The following is an 18,091-nucleotide window of genomic DNA, read 5'->3' as shown; positions in this document are numbered from 1 at the left end:
GGTTTGCGGCATGCTGTGAAGAATTCGGGGTGGGGCGGTTTTCGGCTGACAAGATATTTCCAGATTTCCTATTTGATTTTTGCTTGCGGATTTGTATATTCTTTCCATCTATGAAAGACCTCCATGGGAAAATATATGTTATTGACAATAAAGGAAATCCAATTAAAGTTGAAATAGCCAGGGCTGCGCAAAAGAGATCAGCCAACTACAGGCACACGACAGCCAACGTGTGCCGGCCTTGACAGGCCCGCCACATTGGGCAAAATGGTTGTACGCAATTAGGGCGGTTTTTTAAGAAATGGAATGGCGCAGGTAGAAGGATGAAAAAGAAAAGAATGAAAGAAGAAATGAAGAAATTGGCAAGCGCAATTTTCCTTCTCGCAATTCAAGCCTCTGCGGGAATGAAGCCTCCTTGTGGCGACACACTTCCGATTATTTATTCCCCGGGTTATAACATTTCCGTACTTGGCATCGAAAACTTCCATCCTTTTGATACAAAGAAATACACGAGGATTTATAGAAGACTGAAAAAAGAAATGAAGCTTTGCTCGAAGCAATTTGATGAGCCTCGAATGGTCACAACTAAAGAGCTTCAACTCATACATTCAGAAGAGTATCTCGAGTCTCTCAGACGTTCGAAAGTAGTGGCACGCATAACAGGGATACCAGCCCTACGATTTTTGCCGCCTTTTGTACTTCGAGGTGGAATGTTAAAACCTAAGCTCCGTGCAACCGGCGGAACAATTTTAGGAACCGAATTGGCAATGAGGTATGGCTGGGCAATAAATTTATCGGGCGGGTATCATCATGCAAAGGCGGAAAAAGGTGAGGGGTTTTGCGTTTACGCGGAAGGAATAATCCAAAGAGATAACTATGTGCTCATGAAAGCAATAGAAGAACAAATCCCAATCCTGATGGTCCTTTCTGGAGGATACCATAAGAGGTCAGGAGAAATCATAGGCAAATCCATCATGAGATTTTTAAAGGGAAAAGAAGCGGCGCCAAAAATAAAGAATAAAGAACCGCTCAACGCTTCCCACTCAGCCCACGCATGCCGGCATTACCGGCATGAATATAATAGGCATTTTCCAAATGGGTTTTAAAGGGAATGGAATCCCCTTTCCTCATCTCATATCATATATCATATATCAGTCCGGTCAAATTATATTTTTACTCCACTGCGTTTCGCCAAAATTTACATAAACGCATTCCGTGAGTATCAATAAACCGGAACGAATTGATTAAAATGCGGCGGCATAAGGACATTGAACAAACACGATTCGGGCACGATAATTGCACAAATGTGACTTCCAATCCATTAGAAGTAAGCTGGTATACCGGGTTCCATGAAAGATTGCTATGAATGACAGGGACGAAGAAACCTTAGTCGACGCGAAAAGCAGTACTACGACCTTCGCAATCCGCTGCACACCATCGGTGTGTTTGCGGAGATTCTCGCGGAAGACTATGCCGAAATGCTTGATGATGATGGACGAGTCTGTCTGCGGCATATCAATGAAGGCGTCGAGAAAATGCGGCGGCTTATCAATGATATGCTCAACTTGTCTTGCGCCGGCAGGCAGGAGATGCACCGGGAGGAGGTCGACCTCAGCGCCCTCGTTCGCGACTACCTTCGGGAGCTGAAGAGCACGGCACCCGAGCGGCAGGCCGAGTTTATGGTTCAGGATAATATTCGCGCCACTGTCGATCCCCGGCTGATCCATCTGGCGGTGGAGAATCTGCTGCGCAATGCCTGGAAATTCACGGCCAAAAAAGAGGTTGCCCGTATAGAATTCGGCAGCATGGTGAGGGATAACCGGACTATCTATTTTATTCGTGATAACGGTGAGGGCTTCGACATGCAATATGCCCAGAAGATTTTCGAGCCGTTCAAGCGGGTGCATGCCGAGAAGGAGTTTGGGGGTACGGGAGTGGGGCTGTCGATCGTGCAGCGGGTTATCGGTCGTCATGGCGGCAAGGTATGGGCAGAGGGGGACGTCGGTAAAGGGGCGACATTCTATTTTTCACTATCATAAAAGAATAGAACACGAATGTTACGGATATTCACGGATTTTAGATTGATTGTTAAGGAAAAAAGAAGAAAAACAGGGACTGTTCATCGAAATAGCAGCATTAATATCTTAAATCAGATACTTTTCAGATCCGCGTCAACCCGTGTTCTATTTTGGACAAGACTGCTATTATATAACTAGCGCAAAGGAAATTACATTGACCAATCGCGACTTCAAAGAGATTCTTCGCACCATTCCCGGTGAAATGAGCAAGCGGATTGAATCCAAAGACTGGGCGCGGACATCACTTGGTCCGGTTGAAAGCTGGCCGCAATCGCTCAAGACAACGATAAGTCTCGTATTGGACAACCCGTTTCCAGCCATCTTCTATTGGGGCCCGAAGCTTGCCGGTATAATAAGCATTTTGTGCTGCGCTGTCCTGCTCCGGCACTTTTTGCCCTTCTTGTTGGACGGGTGCATGCTGCGGGTCTGCCTTCGCCGGTCGTCTCCGCATGTAAATATAATAAAAGTGTAAATATCACTATTCACCAGGCTGAGCTGCTGGTAGTTGGTTGGCTGCTGCTGGATATTATCAAATGCGAAATACACTCCCGGAATATACATGTTGTCTTTAGTCAATATCTGCGGCCTTCCGAGGATTGTATACATGCGTTTTTGATATGCCGCCTTTGGGGAGCAATCGATACCTGCTACAATTTTCGTTTGTTTTGACTGCCGGCTTATTCGCTTTGTGTTGCTGATATCGAATTGCTTGTTTCTTGTTGTAGTTCTTTTGACCGCATAGAGTGTTCCCTCCGATGGTGTCGGCAGATTCGATTCGGTTGGATCGCCGTAATCAAGAAAGGTGTAGACAACATCCTGCTCCGCGTATCGGGGGCCCTGTTTTTTATAATCCGTTGTGTTGTTGAACGGTAAATTATCCGGTCCGGGAGGCGTATGGCCATATGATGCACCGCCGGTTGAAAAAATATCCCATCCATGCCAGGTCGGCTGCAAAATCGTGTGCTGCTCGACCAGATTATGCCCATTGTCTTTGTTGTGAAAATTGACATCAACCTCGATGTGGCATTTGTAGAGCACCGTATATTCAGCTCCCTGCTGCACCGCCACATGCCGTATCCGCTTGACTGTATCCTGTACAATCAGACAATGGCTGCCCCGGATATCGAAGTAGCCGTTGCCGCTGCCGCCTTTATTGTAGGAACGGTCGATAAAATTGTTCCGTGATGTGAGATGGGTGCCCTGCAGATAGACCGGATCGGTACCGGATTCAAGGATGCGGCAATGATCGAGCCAGCAGTTGGTGCTGTTCGCAATGTACAGAAGACGTACATACAGATTGTCAACGCCATTCGGATCGTTCTCAAAACAGTCTCCGCACCAGCCGCCATCGGTCAGGTTATCCCGGTCAATGGGTTCGACACCATTGGCATCAAAGTAAAGCGTGAGATCCTCGATACCTGCGCCGCTGATATCTTTCATACTGACGGAATTTTTCTTTGACGAGGACGATGCGCGCAAACGGGAGATAATTCTGACCGTATTTCTGTCGGCGCCGCGCAGGATGACATCGGATTTCAGATCGATGCTGTTTTGTATCGGATAATCTCCCGCTTCGAGCAGAATGACGCCGCCGCCATCAGCGGCAACATCGTCGATTGCCGACTGGATGTTATCAGATAGATCAGTATCTCCGGCAATGGGTGTCAGGGTACGTTTGACCGGGGTACTGCCGTGAAGTGGGATACCGCCTTCGACACAGGCCTTGGCCCATTCAATCATGGCGGGAAACCGGTCGTCGTACCGGGATTCATCAAATACCCATCCCGGATCACCCGGCTGTGATTCCGCGGCAAAAATCCAGGTGCAAAAAATAAAAAGCAGCATTACCTGCAATGATAACTTGCATGTGCATCGACAGCCCGGATATGGCTTTTTTGGCCATGGTTTCCTTTCCCTACGGGCTATTGAGGCTGATGACCCAATAATGGAAAAAAAGAAAATCCGTTTTGAGATTGTACGTGGTGATCATAAAGCACATCACCTTAGCGAAGGGGAATGCAGTCTAATAGCCTTTTGCTATTTTATGGCAAAACTGCACGATAGCGAGACAAAGGGAGAAAAGCCAATAATCTGGATTGATGACCCGATATCAAGCTTAGACGTCAACCATGTGTTTTTCGTCTATGCTTTAATTAACACTGAAATTGTTGAACAGGATAGCTACGAACAGCTCTTTATTTCCACTTTCTTTTTGAGCAAATATACAAATGTTCTCCAATTATCAACGTCGATGACGATAATCATGGCATATTCTACAGTTTTGGCAATAATGCGAGGAAATTTCTTGTATTGGAACAACGCGGGTCGGACCACTGCAATGAAGCCTGTTATACAACTCCCCCCAATGCGCTTTGGCGCATAGCTATAATCAAGCCTATAATAAAACGCCTTTGGTGGGGGAAAGCTTTCCCCCTGGTCCAAGCCTCGCAGTGGCGAGTCTTGGACGCACCCCCTTCTGCGGGGGAGAGCCCCCGCAACGCCCCCCGGTGAGGAGAGGTACAACCCAGCTTTTAATTCCCCCGAATTATATAGAATTAAAAATCAAGAATATAAAAACCGGCTTGCCGGCTCTTCACCAATGGTGGGCACGAAGGGCGCTGCCGGTGTGCCGAGCCGTCGTTTTTGCCTCCAGACTGCCCAGGAGCATATCGAGGTGATTCGGCTCACAAACAAATTTTCCCGCCCAAAAGAAAATCCCCCCGCTATTTCCGGTTCCAGGTAGAACTGAACCGCAAAAACGATGACCTCGACGATGCGAGTGAGAAAAATATCAGGGTAATCGAGAAGTTGGCGAAAGGGCTCGTTGAGGAGAAGGATGGGGAGATTGATATTATTTGTGGGATGCTGTGAAGGATCCGGGGTTTTGCCGGTTTTCGGCTGACAAGCAATTTCAAGCAGATTTTGTTTGATTTTCGATTGCCGATTTATATATTCTTTCCATGGATAATAACGGTGATTTCTATTTATTAATAATTGAAAAGCGATGCCTCAAATGCATATGAATTTTATGTTCATCCATAGCGATTATCGTGTGCAACTGAAATCACGGAAATATGCATACTCTGTTCCCATAAGAATATATTCGGCACTTTGAGGCTACTATAAATGAAAGGGTATGGGGTTGCGCGGTATGTGGAGTTGTAGGCAATTGGGCACAGGCAAAACCAAAAGACAAAAAAGCGCGCCGTAAACCATAGAAAAAAATAATAAAGATGAATACCAGAATACTGGGAGTGAGACACGGCGAAACAAAATGGAATAAAGCAGGCATTCAGCAGGGGCACTTGAATAGGGATTTGACAGACGCTGGCGTATCACAGGCCAAAGCATTAGCCCAAGGTCTGAAAGCATATGAATTTGACGCACTTTACAGTAGTGATCTTGGTCTCGCTGTCGGAACTGCAGAAGAAATTTCTAAGGTAATTGGAAAAGAATTTAAGAGAGAAGAAAGATTGAGAGAAAGAAACCTGGGTTTAATGCAGGGGTTGAGTAAGGATGAATTTGCAGACAAATACCCGGAAGAATGGAAGAGATTCCAAAGCGGCGACCCTGAGTACCGCCTTCCTGATGGTGAATCAAGCATGGACAGATATGTTAGGGCCATAGAATGCATTGAAGAATTGGTAGAGAAAAATAAGGGAAAGACATTCCTGATTGTATCTCACGGCGGGATTGTAATGAGCCTTTTCTATAAAGCATTAAAAATCCCCATCGAAAAATATGGAAATGAAAGCATTATGAAAAGCTATAAATCTGATACAGATACTGGTGCTGTTCATTTGTTTAACATTTGGACATGGCAGGTCAGAAGTATTACCCTATTATGGTACTTCTATTCAATGAGGACTCCTATACAATAAGCTGCTGATTGACGGAGAAGATGTTTATGAAGGAAGAATGGGAATAATCTTGAATGCTAATGGCGAATTCATTAGGACTCCAAATACAAGTATTGTTATAGGAATTGAATATGCTTCAAAAGGTTATAAACAAGACATTCAAGGAGCAACAGGTACAGAGAGATTTGGGGCAATCACTGAATATCTTTCATTTCCAATCATGATTCGATTAGGCTATTTCCATCAAAACAGAATACATATTTTATTAATCGGTCCCAGAATTGATTACTTGATGAGGTCGCTTGCGAGCCCTTACAATACAGCCATTATTGATGACTTGAAGAGAACAATTTTAGGAATGCGGATTATATTGTCGGAAGAAATAGTTACTCAGAATCGTTTTAAGCGCTGAGTGATGTAATTGATTCCCTGGACATGTCTATATTCGATGATCGGTACCGGAATGATGAAACCGGAGCACCGGCATATGATCCACGGATCCTGTTAAAAATCATTCTTTTTGCGTATTTCAAAGGGGTGATTTATTCCCGCCGAATAGCGCAGCTCTGCAGTGAAAACGAAGACATGCCGGTTCTACGAACCTCAAGAGGGTTTTTCTCTTGCTTTTTTCTACAGACATACCGGCTCTATGAGCCTGAAAATACCGGCAAAATATCTCTTTTTGCACATAATAGTTTTTAAACTGTGTAGGTTTTAAAGGTGATGGAGATCCCCTTTCCAAATCTCATCTCCTATCATATCTCATCCATATAATCAGAAAAAAACCGACCGACCTTGGCCAGCAACTAACCTTGGCCGGGAACGAGGAGAATAACGGGAAGGTGGCCGAGGCGGCCGTCGTGGCTGCCAAGAAGACCGGGGAGAAACGATGAAGAGACTGATCTGTTTTTAGGTTCTTGAATGTGACAGCGGCAAAACAAGTATCTTATAATGCATTGGGCGCGTTGCTCGGGGACCGCATCAACAATGATTTTAGCGGGTGTATTTGAACGCGACATTTTACCGATTGATGTTCCAGAGATGAAGACCATAGCCAAATACATATCACGAAAAATCAAGGAAACGGGTCCTGGTCGGTATTCGGCGTTCCTTCAAAGTATCGGTGTAGCTGAGATGGTTGTTGAAGAAGCACAGAGAGTGGGGGAGACTCAATGAAAATTTTGCACTCATCAGACTGGCATTTAGGCCGATCCCTTTACGGGCGGAAGCGCTATGAGGAGTTTTCGGCTTTCCTGGACTGGCTGGCTCAAACCATTGAAGATGAACAGGTCGATGCCCTTCTTGTCGCCGGTGATGTGTTTGATACAAGCACCCCCAGCAACCGGGCACAGGGGCTCTACTATCGATTCCTCTCTCGGGTTGCTGCATCCTGTTGCCGTCATGTTGTGGTTATTGCCGGGAACCATGATTCACCGTCATTTTTGAATGCTCCCGGGGAACTCTTGCGGGCACTGAATGTGTATGTGATCGGCTCCATGACCGAGGCCTTACATGACGAGGTGATTGTTCTTCATACGGATGACACGCCGGAGGCTATCGTCTGTGCAGTGCCATATTTACGGGATAAGGATATCCGGACGGTCGAACCGGGAGAAACGATCGATGACAAAAACGCCAAGCTCGTTGAGGGGCTGAAAAACCACTACGCGAATGTTTGCGGTATTGCCGAACAGAAACGAACCGAATTCAAAAGCGCCGGGCATGATTGCGTTCCCATCGTTGCCATGGGGCACCTCTTTACGGCGGGCGGGAAGACCGCTGACGGTGATGGTGTTCGGGAACTTTATGTTGGATCGCTGGCGCATGTCGGCGAGGATGTTTTCCCTTTGTCAGTCGACTATCTCGCCCTCGGACATTTGCATGTTCCTCAGGCTGTCGGCAGCGCGGAACACATACGCTACTGTGGTTCGCCAATCCCAATGGGCTATGGTGAAGCGACGCAGGAAAAGAAGGTCATGCTCATTGGGTTCAACTGCACCACGCCAATTATCCAAGAGCTTCCTGTTCCGTGTTTTCAGCAGCTGGTCCGCATTGCAGGCTCTCTGGATGATATCCATGCAAAGCTGGAAGAACTGAAAATGGAAGAAAGCACGGCATGGCTTGAGATTGAATACACCGGTAGCGAGATCATCGGCAACCTGCGCGAGATGCTCGATGAAGCAATGGCTGGCTCTGCCATGGAAATCCGTCGGATAAAAAACCGGCGTATCATGGACCGGGTAATCAGTACGGTTGCGGAAGATGAAACCCTCGATGATCTGGATGCCGGAGATGTTTTTACCCGCTGTCTGGATGCCTTTGAGGTACCGGATGAAGACCGGGAGGAACTGACAGTCTCCTATAACGAAATAATCAAGTCTCTTGATGAAGACGACATAAACGCCGAATAGCGAGGCTGATTATGAAGATACTTGAACTCCGATTTAAGAACCTCAACTCCCTCTACGGTGAATGGGCCATAGATTTCACCATTCCCGAATATGTTTCCAACGGAATCTTTGCCCTGACCGGCCCGACCGGTGTGGGCAAATCCACCATATTGGATGCGATGTGTCTCGCCCTCTATGGGAAAACGCCGCGACTAGACAGAATCAATAAAAACGGCAATGAGATCATGTCCCGCCAGACCGGTGAGTGTTATGCCGAGGTATTATTTGAATCCCGGGCCGGCCGGTTCCGGTGTCATTGGGAACAGCGCCGCGCGCGGAAAAAGGCTGAAGGTAAGCTGCAGGATCAGGTGCACCAGATAGTGGATGCCGACACCGGGAAACCAATCGAAACAAAGAAGAGTCTTGTCGGTGGTGTTATTGAAGAAAAAACCGGGATGGATTTTGAGCGTTTCACTCGATCCATCCTGCTGGCTCAGGGCGGATTCGATACCTTCCTGAAGGCTGACGATGAGCAGAAGTCAAAAATACTTGAGCAGATTACCGGAACCGAGATTTATTCCGAAATTTCACGCCGTGTTCATGAACGCCGACGTGATGAGCAGGAAAAACTGAACCTGCTGCACGCCGAAACAGCCGGCATTGTGATTCTGGAGCCGGAACAGGAAAAAGAGATTCGGCACGACCTTGAGGCAAAGCAGAAACAGGAGACCGAGTTTGCCGGTAAGTCGATTGACACCGGTAAGGCCATCACATGGCTGACCACCATTGAAGATCTGAAAAAAGAAATTCACAGTCTTACGGGTGAAGCTGCAAAACTGCAGGTCGATACAGAAGCGTTCAAACCGGAACGAGTCAAACTTGAACGGGCCGTTAAAGCAGCGTCATTGGATGGAGCATACGCAACGCTCAAAGCCCTCCGTAAACAGCAGGCGGACGATCAGGCTGCATTGAAAACAGAGGAATCCGCACTTCCTGAACTGGAAATCTCTGCAAACGCACAAGCTGAAGCTTGCAAGGCCGCCGAGCAGCTCACCATCAAATCCAAAGAAAATCTGAAAGCGGCAGGCCCGCTGATTCGGAAAATCCGTTCGCTTGATCAAAAGATCGCGCAGCAGGTCAAGACCATTTCAGATGGCGCTGAGACCTGCACCAGGGAAGCTGCGAAGATCGAGAGGGACAAACAGGCACGGGTGAAGGAACAGGAAAAGCACACCGAGGCCGAAAAAACGCTGGAGACTGCAGAGCACTATCTCAAAGAGCATGCGCAGGATGAATGGTTGATCGGTGGCCTGACCGGTATTGAAGAACAGGTGGGCAACCTCCTCGCCGGACAACAAGAGATCGCTCAGAAAGAAACCGATCTCAAAAATGCTGATGCTGCCATGGCGGAAGCTTCAAAGACAGTGGAGGCAGCCACAAAGCAATGTTCTTTCCGCAAGCAGGAGCTGGATGAAGCCACAAAAAGTCTTCAGCATGCAAAAAAGGCCTTAAGCGAAATGTTGGGCGATAAATTGCTTCGGGAATATCGCACGGAGAAGGAAACCCTGTTTCGTGAAATATCATACATCAGAAAGATCGTGAAGCTTGAAGACCACCGGGCCAAGCTGGAAGATGGCAAACCGTGTCCGCTCTGCGGTTCGACCGAGCATCCTTTTGCCGAAGGAAATGTTCCGGTGCCCGATGAAATCGAGCATAAGATCGAGTCGCTGACCAAACTGATCACCAAGGCGGAAGATCAGGAAACCGCCATCAAAAAACTGGAACAAGCGGAAACCGCTTGCCGTAAAAACCTCAATGACAGCGAGAAGCTGGAAACCAATGCTGTCAATGACAGAAAGGCCGCTGAAAAAGGCCTCGTAGAAATGAAGGATGGCCTCACCAAACTTCGGACCAGCTTTGAAGAGCTTAAGCTGGCAGTATCAGGGAAACTTCAGCCACTCGGCATAAAGGAAATACCGGAATCAGAGGTCTCATTACTGCTCGAGTCTCTCAGAGCTCGGCTGAAGGCATGGCAGAAACAGCTGAAGCAAAAGACCGAAATCGAAAAACAGATCGCGGCCATCGATAGCGAGATAAAGCGTTTGGACGCTGTGATTGAAACTCAGGTCAAGGCCCTGACTGAAAAACTGGAAAATCTGGAGCGGCTGAAAAAGGAACATAGATCCGGAACTGATGAACGGAAGAAATTGTATGGCGACAAAAAGCCCGACGAAGAAGAAACCCGCCTGTACAAAGCCATTGCGGATGCCGAGGAAGCAGAAAAGAAAGCCGGAAGCCTGAATACCGAGCTACAGCAGAAACTGACATCGGCGAGGACACATAGTGAATCATTGAAAAAGCGTCTCGGGCAGCGAGAGCCGGAACTGAATAAAGCGGAAACTGCCTTTTCGGCGGCTCTGGTGCCGGCAGGTTTTGAAGATGAAAAATTTTTCCTTGAGGCCAGGCTGAACAATGAGGAAAGGGAAATCTTATCTTCGCGGGCAAAGGAGCTGGATGAGGCACAAACCGAGCTCAAGGCCAAACAGAAAGACCGGAAGAGGCGCCTGGCCACCGAGATCGCCAGGAATCTCACCGATAAAACGCGTGAGGAGCTGGAGCCGCAATTCAAAGAATATGAAAAATCCCTGAAAGAATCGCGCGACGCCATTGCCGGTCTCAAGCACAAGCTGCAGGAGAACACGGCAGCCAAAGAACGAATCAAGGAAAAGCAGTCGGCCATCGAAGCCCGGAAGAAAGAGTGTCATCGCTGGGAGAAACTGCATGGTCTTATCGGTTCAGCTGACGGGAAAAGATACCGCAACTTTGCTCAGGGCCTGACCTTTGAATTGATGGTTTCCCATGCTAACCGGCAGTTGGAAAAAATGACCGACCGCTATTTGCTTATCCGTGATGAACAGCAACCTCTGGAGCTGAATGTCATTGATAATTATCAGGCCGGTGAAATCAGATCTACCAAGAACCTCTCGGGCGGTGAAAGCTTTATCGTCAGCCTGACTCTGGCATTGGGGCTTTCAAAAATGGCCAGCCGAAAAGTCCGAGTGGACTCCCTGTTTCTCGATGAGGGCTTCGGAACCTTGGATGAAGAAGCACTGGAAACCGCTCTGGAAACATTGTCCGGCCTTCAGCAGGGCGGCAAGCTGATCGGAATCATCTCCCATGTATCTGCATTGAAGGAAAGAATCGGTACACAGATAACCATAACCCCTGTTTCCGGTGGCCGCAGTTCACTATCCGGTCCGGGCTGTATTAAAAGGAGCAGCTTTGACAGGTTGGAGAATGTCGTGTCTCGAGCTGAAGAAGAGGGGCATGTTTTTAAAGGCAAAAACAAATAGAAAAGTCGGCGCTAAGAATACAAAACCGGGGCTGGAAAGCGGAAGAAAAAAAATACCGCCGGGCAGAGGAAACACCTCTGCCCGGTTGCGGTATTACGCGAGGCTACTGACTATTTATTTTTTTTACTCTTGCTGTTGTCTAAAAGGGTTACGATCGATTCCGCTTCCAATTCGCGGTTGTTAAAGAGATCGTATTCGATATCACCCGACACGGTTACCCAGTCATTTTTCTCGATCTGCTGATAACCGGCATCGTCCAGGGGGTTATAGGGCATATTATCAGTATCAACAGTGACTTTTCTTTTGCCAACATCAATAGTGAATTCACGTCCACTCACCGATGTCACTTTCCCGGTAAGCTGGAGATCATAATCGGAATAGATGGGCGCGATATAAATATCCGCATCTTCCTCATCGGCCGCACTGGCATAAAAGAATGTGTTGAGATCATCGACATACACAGTCTGGGCTTCAATCGAGGTTGTTTCGTAGAGGTCATCATCGACACGGCCGTAGACGGTTACATCATCGCCGACGATCAATGCCTTCCCTTCTTCATACCAGTCCCAGTCATCCATTTCGACGGTTACGATGCCTTGACCATAATCAAGATCAAATGTGTTGTCGGTCGTGGCGACAATGGTACCCTCCAGGGATATCCAACTGTTGTTTGGTTTGGTATAGGGTGATTTTGCCATGATGCCTGCTGCTGTAAAGCCGATACATAGGAATACTGAAACAAGGTGTGTCAACTTCATAAAGACATCCTTTCCCGGTTAAGATGAATAGATATACAGATATTACTTTTGATTAACCTTAATCGTATTTTGCTGTTTTATACATACAAAACTTATGCCAATGTGGGTTCGGAGGGGGAATTCGGGTTATAAGCCATATCGGCGGGCTGATATTTTCAGAATTTATCGATAGCGATAATTTTTTTTGCATTTTTGGGAAAGAGCGCAGGAAAAATCCGGCTGCCGTCTTTTTTAAAATGCATGCCCGCCCTTATACTCCCGTGAAAATTATCGTATATTATAGCACTGCACCATTTTATTCATGTATCATGTATACAGTAGAAGGACGGGATCTATGGAGAAAAAGCGATATAAAACACACCGGGAGATGAAAGGATTGCTTCGATTTTCCAAAGAGACCATTTCCGCCTTTGGCATGGCGCTTATATTTATTGTATATGTCGTGCAGGCATTTCGTATTCCCTCGGGCTCCATGGAAGACAGCCTGCTTATCGGCGATCAGCTTCTGGGCCTGAAATTCGTTTATGGAGCGCCCGTGGTTCCTTTTACGCACTTGAAATTTCCCGGGGTGAAAGATCCCCGTCCGGGCGAAGTGGTCATTTTTAAAACTCCGGGCAACAACGGAAGAGCTTATATTAAGCGATGTGTGGCCGGGCCGGGGCAGATTATAGAAATCCGGGACCGTACGCTTATGGTCAATGGAAAAAAGATGGTGCTTCCTCCCCACGGAAAGCATATCATGAATGGACATCAGGGATTTGACGGCATAGAGCATTTTGCACCCTACCGGATTCCATCGAGCGGCGATACGATTCGATGCCGTAAATTGTCGATTCGAGATGCACTCTTTTTCAAGCATATCGTGCACCAGGAGCACCCTCGTTCGGAAGTGTCTTTACGACTGATTCTTACTGACGATGGAGATGTTGCCAACGATCGCAAGCTGCTGCTCGGTTTGAAAGGGCTTCTTACCCTTGATGAAGTCGCCGAATTTACGCGCCTGGATACGATAGACAATTGGGTCGTTCTTCAACAAGTAGCTCAACAGGTCCTTTTATCGCTGGAAATCGATCGGTCCGGAGTCGACCTCTTCGCGGAGGTGCTCCTGGAGGGTGAGCCGGTCGGTACGTATGTTGTTAAGAACGACAACTATTTCATGCTTGGCGACAACAGAGACAATTCTCTTGACTCCCGGTATTGGGGGGTGGTTAACAGGTCTTTTGTTAAGGCCCAGGCGCTTATGATCTATTTTTCGATGGACCCTCAGGTCCCTCTCTGGAACCTGGCGCGGAAAATACGCTGGAACCGGTTCGGCAAGCTCATTCGCAGCTGGGAAAGAGTCGCAGGGTGAGGTGCATATGAAAAAAGTCAGCCTTTTTGTCGATGTCCAGAATATCTATTATACCACAAAAGATTACTACCGCTGCAATTTCGATTATAATGCATTCTGGGCGAAAGCGACTTCAGGAAGAAATATTGTAAGAGCGATTGCCTACGCCATTCACCGGGGAGATGAAAAACAGCGGCAGTTTCAGAATATCCTGAAGGGAATCGGCTTTGACGTTAAATTGAAACCCTATATTCAGCGTATGGACGGTTCGGCAAAGGGTGACTGGGATGTCGGCATTACGCTCGATGTGATGGAATATGCAAAGCTCTCCGACGTCGTTGTGCTGGCGTCCGGGGATGGCGATTTCGATTTGCTGGTGCAAAAAATCCAAAAAGATTTTGGAGTCCGGGTTGAAGTATATGGCGTTCCTCATCTCACATCAAAATCCCTGATTAATTCGGCGTCATCGTTCATTCCAATCGCGGATGATTTGCTGCTCAAATAGCCGACGCTTCAGTAATACTCTCTCTGCAAACACTATCTGGCATTAAAATTGCTCAATATTAAAATCCATAAATTGAAAACAGAGCCTGAGAAGCAGATTACATTCGAGGATTTACTATGAGAAATAATGAGAGTATCAGACAAGAGATTGTTGCACTGCTCGATGGCGGTAATGCTCACATGACATTCGATGACGTTGTGGCAGAGTTTCCAATCCGGCTGATTAACACAAAGTCGCCTGATATTCCCTATGCGCCCTGGCATTTTCTGGAACATATGCGAATTGCGCAATGGGATATTCTGGAATTTATTCGCAACCCGTCTCATGTTTCTCCTTCCTACCCCGAAGGGTACCGGCCGAAAGCAAAGGAGCAGGCCGATAAAAACATGTGGCATTCTTCGGTTAATAAATTTCTCACCGATCTTAAGGACCTCATTGAACTTGCCGAAAATCCGGAGATCGAACTTTTTGCACCCTTACCCCATGCAAAAACCTACACCCTGTTCCGGGAGCTGCTCCTGGTTGCCGACCATAATGCATACCATATCGGGGAATTTGCTTTGGTGCGGCAGGTATTGAATGCCTGGCCGCCCCATATGCCCTATCTCACCGGCACTCCTGAACTATAAATTTCTTTGTAAGCCGGAATACACTATGAGCACCAAGAAGCCTGAACCGGATTTTACCATAGTTGACAATGTGTCGAGGATTCTGGATACCAAATATACCATACCGGGAACAAGGTTCACGTTCGGATTGGACCCTCTTATCGGCTTAATACCCTTTGCCGGTGATAGTGTTACCTTTTTGATATCCAGTGCTCTTGTGATAATGATGGTCCGGTATGGCGTGAGCGGCAATGTTGTCGTGAGGATGATTATCAATGTCCTTCTGGATACATTAATTGGAAGTATTCCGGTATTGGGTAATATTTTTGATTTCTTTTTCAAGGCAAACACGCGAAATGCCCGCCTTCTGAGGGAGCATTATGAAGAAGGAAGACATCAGGGAAGTGGAGTAAAAATTATTTTAATTTCTTCAGTGGTTCTGTCGATTTTATTTTTTTTAATAGTATACGCATTTACACACCTGATACTTTTACTGATTAGTCTTATCTAATTGGTATCAAATCAGATTATTGTAAGCGGCAGGTGGAAGGAATACCAGGGTGAGACGACGGCTTCGAGGAGTTGAGCACAGGGGGCAGTGGCATGGAGATCTTCAGGATGATTTACCGCTCGAGGCGCAACACGCAGCGAGGACAGCGGGGAGCAAGCCCGGACCGATACGCTCGGAATCCCTTGCCTCGGGGCAGCGGTGGAGTGTCGAGACCGAGCCCGATCTTGGCATCGGGATAATTACCGTCTTTGACCGTCGACGGGTAACATTGAGCTTCCGGGGCGGTGAGGTCAGCCGTATGTTTTCCCTGGAAACCGCGCCTCTCCATCGTTTTCGTCTTAAACCGGGCGACCGAATGACATTGCGTTCGGGAGAAGAGAAAAGGATCGAGGGCGTGGATGAAGTTGATAAGCTTCTCTACTATCGAACACGAGATGAGCGTTTTGCAGAGACCGAGATTTCGGATCATACTGTCCTGGCCACGCCGCTTCATCTGCTGCTCGCCGGAGCAAAGGCCGATTATAAAGCACTGATCCTTCGCCGGCGCAGTCTTGACATGAGAAATGCGATCATCCATTCGGCCGCCCGGGGCTTTACGGGAGGCCGAATCGATCTTATTCCTCATCAGATCGGTATCGCAGGTGAAGTATGCGCCCGTCCGGTGCGGCGTGTGCTTCTGGCCGATGAAGTCGGGTTGGGGAAAACAATCGAAGCCACCCTGATTCTTCACCGGCTTATCGTATCCGGCCAGGCAGGCCGTGCTCTGATTTTAGTACCCGAGTCTATGCTCCATGTCTGGTTTGTCGAGTTGCTGCGAAAATTCTCTCTTGCAGCAACTATCATCGATGAACTCTATTTCAGGCAGATTAATTTGCAGGAAACTGCAAATCCGTTCCTTAACGCTCCTTTTGTACTCAGCACGATTGAAATGCTCTCGGGCAACCGGTCCATATCGCAATTGGCTCTGGAGGCGGGATGGGATATGTGTATTATCGATGAAGCACATCATCTGGTTCACGGCTCTCCTGAATTTGCACTGGCCCGGGAATTCGCTCATCGATGTCGTGACATGCTCCTGCTTACGGCAACGCCTTTGCAGCATGGTGTCAAGAGCCATCAGGCGCGATTAGATCTCCTTGGCAAGAATCACCTGCTCTTTCGCACAACCCGTTCGACTGTCGGCGGATTTCCACCCCGTAAGGTGCACAGGGAAGGCCTTGCGGCATCCGAGAAGATCAGAAGGTGGGTACGGGCGGAATTCACCGCAGATTCAGCGCCCTCGCTGCAGGAAAAATATACTCTCGGTGAGGATCCCCGTGTTCCATATCTTGCCGCCTTACTCCGTGCACATCCAGATGAGAAATTCGTGGTTATCTGTCGAAGTAAAAATAAAGTAGCAGCGATAATCGATGCATTGAAACGCCATATTGCTGTCGATACGGCGGTTTTTCATGAAGAGCTTTCGATTATTCAGCGTGACCGCAATGCCGCCTGGTTTTCGGAGGATGACGGTGCGCGGTTGTTGCTCTGTTCGGAAATCGGGAGTGAAGGACGTAATTTACAATTTGTGAGCCATCTGGTGATGTTCGACCTTCCGGTAAGTCCCGGTTTGTTGGAGCAGCGTATCGGACGGCTCGATCGAATCGGACGTCGCCGGGAGATTAACATTCACGTACCGTATATAACCGGAACCCCCTATGAGATTCTTGCCCGGTGGTATGATGAAGGGCTTGAGATGCTTGAGAAAATCATGCCTGCGGCAGAAGAGGTTTACGACAGACTTGGTGAACGACTCCAGATGTTTCTTGCGGACGGTGAAGGGGGGAGGGAAGGACCGTTTGCACACCTTCTCGAGGATGCCCGGGCGTTATCACTACAATTGACCCGTGAAATGGACGCCGGCCGGAACAGATATATTAAACCTCATCCTTACCGGGCCGAAACCGCCATTTCGGTTATTGAAACGATACGGGATGAAGACTCCAGTGGTACTGTCGAGCAGTTTATGCTCGATCTTTTCGAGTTTCGGAATGTTTTTGCCGAAGCCATGGACAACAGATGTTACCGTTTGTGGGGTTCGGGTATTGAAGAAGAGCTTTTTGCCGGTATCAACGAATCGAGACCGGTGGTGACCTTCGACCGAACCTGCGCGTTGCGACGGGAAGATATCACCTTTCTCTCAATCGACCATCCTGCAGTATACGGCGGTATTGAGACATTGTTGAACAGTTCAACCGGCATGCATGCCTATGCATTCTGTGAAAGTGATGACCAGCCCGGCTTGATTTTCGATGCTGTTTTTCTTGCAACCGCCGCCAATTCTACCGATGAATTTGCCAACCCGCCGGTACCGATTCACATCGCAGTCGATCACACAGGGAAACGAGTCGATTCCATACCCGAAGAGCAGTTGAGAGAGACCGCGACGCTTCCGATTTTGAGTAACAGGCGTCTACGGGAAACAACCATCCCTGCAATGATGGATGCTGCATCCGAATTAGCAGGCCGTCGGGCCCGGGAGATCATGAGTGGAGGGGCAGCGCAACCTTTGGCGGGTGAGGGGACGGAGAATGCCTTGCGAAAAGAAGAGGATAGGGGGGCCGTCTCACAGGAAGCCTGTGAACCCCGTATCCGGGTGGATTCTCTCCGGCTCATCGTAAAAAACCCGGGCAACAGCGAATAAAAGCGGTGTATACACCTT

General features: G+C 47.9%; 15 protein-coding genes and 1 pseudogene. 14 read left to right on the top strand and 2 right to left on the bottom strand.

Annotated features, from left to right (window positions below; genetic code table 11):
- Positions 1–320 precede the first annotated feature (320 nt).
- Entirely contained in the window at positions 321–1,103 is a 783-nt protein-coding gene (locus GF401_02890; GenBank protein ID MBD3343989.1) for a hypothetical protein, read from the top strand.
- Positions 1,104–1,439: 336 nt separating this feature from the next.
- Positions 1,440–2,036, top strand: a complete 597-nt coding sequence (locus GF401_02885; protein ID MBD3343988.1) for a hypothetical protein — start codon at positions 1,440–1,442, stop codon at positions 2,034–2,036.
- 363 nt (positions 2,037–2,399) lie between these two features.
- Here the strand turns inward: GF401_02885 and GF401_02880 are convergent, their stop codons facing one another.
- Positions 2,400–3,815 carry a hypothetical protein gene (locus GF401_02880; protein ID MBD3343987.1) on the bottom strand — a complete coding sequence of 472 codons (1,416 nt, stop codon included), beginning with the start codon at positions 3,813–3,815 and terminating at the stop codon, positions 2,400–2,402.
- Here GF401_02880 and GF401_02875 point away from each other — a divergent pair.
- From GF401_02875 to GF401_02845, 7 genes and pseudogenes are all read left to right on the top strand, one after another.
- Positions 3,814–4,586 (top strand): annotated as a pseudogene (locus GF401_02875) (AAA family ATPase). The gene GF401_02880 and the pseudogene GF401_02875 overlap by 2 nt on opposite strands.
- Positions 4,583–4,753, top strand: coding sequence for a DUF1156 domain-containing protein (locus tag GF401_02870; GenBank protein ID MBD3343986.1), 171 nt, complete (start codon positions 4,583–4,585; stop codon positions 4,751–4,753). Before GF401_02875 ends, GF401_02870 begins: the two are co-directional and overlap by 4 nt.
- A 555-nt stretch (positions 4,754–5,308) precedes the next feature.
- A complete protein-coding gene (locus tag GF401_02865; protein ID MBD3343985.1) occupies positions 5,309–5,956 on the top strand; it encodes a histidine phosphatase family protein in 648 nt (215 codons plus the stop codon).
- A 49-nt stretch (positions 5,957–6,005) separates the two neighbouring features.
- A complete protein-coding gene (locus GF401_02860; protein MBD3343984.1) occupies positions 6,006–6,347 on the top strand; it encodes a hypothetical protein in 342 nt (113 codons plus the stop codon).
- A gap of 23 nt (positions 6,348–6,370) precedes the next feature.
- Complete coding sequence (locus GF401_02855) at positions 6,371–6,637, top strand: hypothetical protein (GenBank protein MBD3343983.1); 267 nt, start codon at positions 6,371–6,373, stop codon at positions 6,635–6,637.
- A gap of 470 nt (positions 6,638–7,107) precedes the next feature.
- Positions 7,108–8,346, top strand: a complete 1,239-nt coding sequence (sbcD, locus tag GF401_02850; GenBank protein ID MBD3343982.1) for an exonuclease subunit SbcD — start codon at positions 7,108–7,110, stop codon at positions 8,344–8,346.
- Positions 8,347–8,357: 11 nt separating this feature from the next.
- Positions 8,358–11,678: an AAA family ATPase gene (locus GF401_02845; protein MBD3343981.1), complete on the top strand. Its 3,321-nt coding sequence runs from the start codon at positions 8,358–8,360 to the stop codon at positions 11,676–11,678.
- Positions 11,679–11,788: 110 nt separating this feature from the next.
- On the opposite strand, the gene GF401_02840 is transcribed toward GF401_02845, so the two are convergent.
- A complete protein-coding gene (locus tag GF401_02840; protein ID MBD3343980.1) occupies positions 11,789–12,436 on the bottom strand; it encodes a hypothetical protein in 648 nt (215 codons plus the stop codon).
- A 301-nt stretch (positions 12,437–12,737) separates the two neighbouring features.
- On the opposite strand from GF401_02840, the gene lepB reads away from it, so the two are divergent.
- From lepB to GF401_02815, 5 genes are all read left to right on the top strand, one after another.
- Complete coding sequence (lepB, locus tag GF401_02835; protein ID MBD3343979.1) at positions 12,738–13,787, top strand: signal peptidase I; 1,050 nt, start codon at positions 12,738–12,740, stop codon at positions 13,785–13,787.
- A gap of 7 nt (positions 13,788–13,794) precedes the next feature.
- Positions 13,795–14,271 carry an NYN domain-containing protein gene (locus GF401_02830; GenBank protein ID MBD3343978.1) on the top strand — a complete coding sequence of 159 codons (477 nt, stop codon included), beginning with the start codon at positions 13,795–13,797 and terminating at the stop codon, positions 14,269–14,271.
- Positions 14,272–14,387: 116 nt separating this feature from the next.
- Positions 14,388–14,900, top strand: a complete 513-nt coding sequence (locus tag GF401_02825) for a DinB family protein (protein MBD3343977.1) — start codon at positions 14,388–14,390, stop codon at positions 14,898–14,900.
- 25 nt (positions 14,901–14,925) lie between these two features.
- Positions 14,926–15,390 carry a DUF4112 domain-containing protein gene (locus tag GF401_02820; GenBank protein MBD3343976.1) on the top strand — a complete coding sequence of 155 codons (465 nt, stop codon included), beginning with the start codon at positions 14,926–14,928 and terminating at the stop codon, positions 15,388–15,390.
- 49 nt (positions 15,391–15,439) lie between these two features.
- Positions 15,440–18,073 (top strand): hypothetical protein, encoded by a 2,634-nt coding sequence (locus tag GF401_02815; GenBank protein MBD3343975.1) that lies wholly within the window; start codon positions 15,440–15,442, stop codon positions 18,071–18,073.
- Positions 18,074–18,091 lie beyond the last annotated feature (18 nt).

Source organism: Chitinivibrionales bacterium (assembly GCA_014728215.1).
Classification (GTDB): Bacteria; Fibrobacterota; Chitinivibrionia; order Chitinivibrionales; family WJKA01; genus WJKA01.
Note: the sequence above shows the minus strand (reverse complement) of the source record. Positions and strands in the feature narration are given on the sequence as shown.

Coding starts and splice junctions, on each gene's coding strand:
- GF401_02825 (MBD3343977.1), top strand. CDS start 14,388: ATGAGAAATAATGAGAGTATCAGACAAGAGATTGTTGCACTGCTCGAT.
- GF401_02890 (MBD3343989.1), top strand. CDS start 321: ATGAAAAAGAAAAGAATGAAAGAAGAAATGAAGAAATTGGCAAGCGCA.
- GF401_02830 (MBD3343978.1), top strand. CDS start 13,795: ATGAAAAAAGTCAGCCTTTTTGTCGATGTCCAGAATATCTATTATACC.
- lepB (MBD3343979.1), top strand. CDS start 12,738: ATGTATCATGTATACAGTAGAAGGACGGGATCTATGGAGAAAAAGCGA.
- GF401_02820 (MBD3343976.1), top strand. CDS start 14,926: ATGAGCACCAAGAAGCCTGAACCGGATTTTACCATAGTTGACAATGTG.
- GF401_02880 (MBD3343987.1), bottom strand. CDS start 3,815: ATGATTGAATGGGCCAAGGCCTGTGTCGAAGGCGGTATCCCACTTCAC.
- GF401_02865 (MBD3343985.1), top strand. CDS start 5,309: ATGAATACCAGAATACTGGGAGTGAGACACGGCGAAACAAAATGGAAT.
- sbcD (MBD3343982.1), top strand. CDS start 7,108: ATGAAAATTTTGCACTCATCAGACTGGCATTTAGGCCGATCCCTTTAC.
- GF401_02845 (MBD3343981.1), top strand. CDS start 8,358: ATGAAGATACTTGAACTCCGATTTAAGAACCTCAACTCCCTCTACGGT.
- GF401_02840 (MBD3343980.1), bottom strand. CDS start 12,436: ATGAAGTTGACACACCTTGTTTCAGTATTCCTATGTATCGGCTTTACA.
- GF401_02855 (MBD3343983.1), top strand. CDS start 6,371: ATGTCTATATTCGATGATCGGTACCGGAATGATGAAACCGGAGCACCG.